Raw genomic sequence first — 574 nt, forward strand, 5'->3', positions numbered from 1 at the left:
TAAAACAACGCCATACAACATAAAAATAAATAAAATTTGACATAAAAAAGCCCGCATTTCTGCGGTTTGTAGTGTTTTATATTTCTGACAAGTGTCGAAGACCCGGTTTCTTGCATTTATGCTCCTTCTGATGATTTATATGTAGCTGATAGTCATTTACTAAACAACTTTACCAACAACTCCAAAAAACTATGGCTAATATGGCATATCTATGCTATAATAAGTATGGTAATGTCGAAAGGATGCGGATATGGGTACAAGAGAACGGAAAGGCTCGAAAGTAAAACAGAAATAGAAGTTATCCGAGGCCAGCAGAGTCCACGGTCATTAGGAATATGGGCAAATGACCGCTGATGCTGAACTGGATGCATTGGCAAAGCGAGACGGAGAAGCGGGTCGCCAAAAACGGAAAAGGGGGAAAGAAAGCAACGCAAGAACAGCAAGCGCCAATGGAGCAGGATTACTGCTTCTTCCATAATGGATATACCTTTGGAGGGGGAGTGTAAAATAAAGTGTGTAAGTTAGAAATACAATAAAACTAACTGCATACTTTATTTTTCTATATAAGGTGTGC

Annotated in this window: 1 protein-coding gene; it reads right to left on the bottom strand. The window is 39.0% G+C overall.

Going from position 1 to position 574, the window contains the following annotated elements:
• Positions 1-327: 327 nt before the first annotated feature.
• Positions 328-574, bottom strand: a 247-nt coding sequence (locus D7Y06_RS26775; protein ID WP_207667365.1) for a hypothetical protein, incomplete at its 5' end; no start/stop codon positions are given.

This window comes from Roseburia sp. 1XD42-69, assembly GCF_003612565.1.
Lineage (GTDB): Bacteria > Bacillota > Clostridia > Lachnospirales > Lachnospiraceae > Roseburia_B.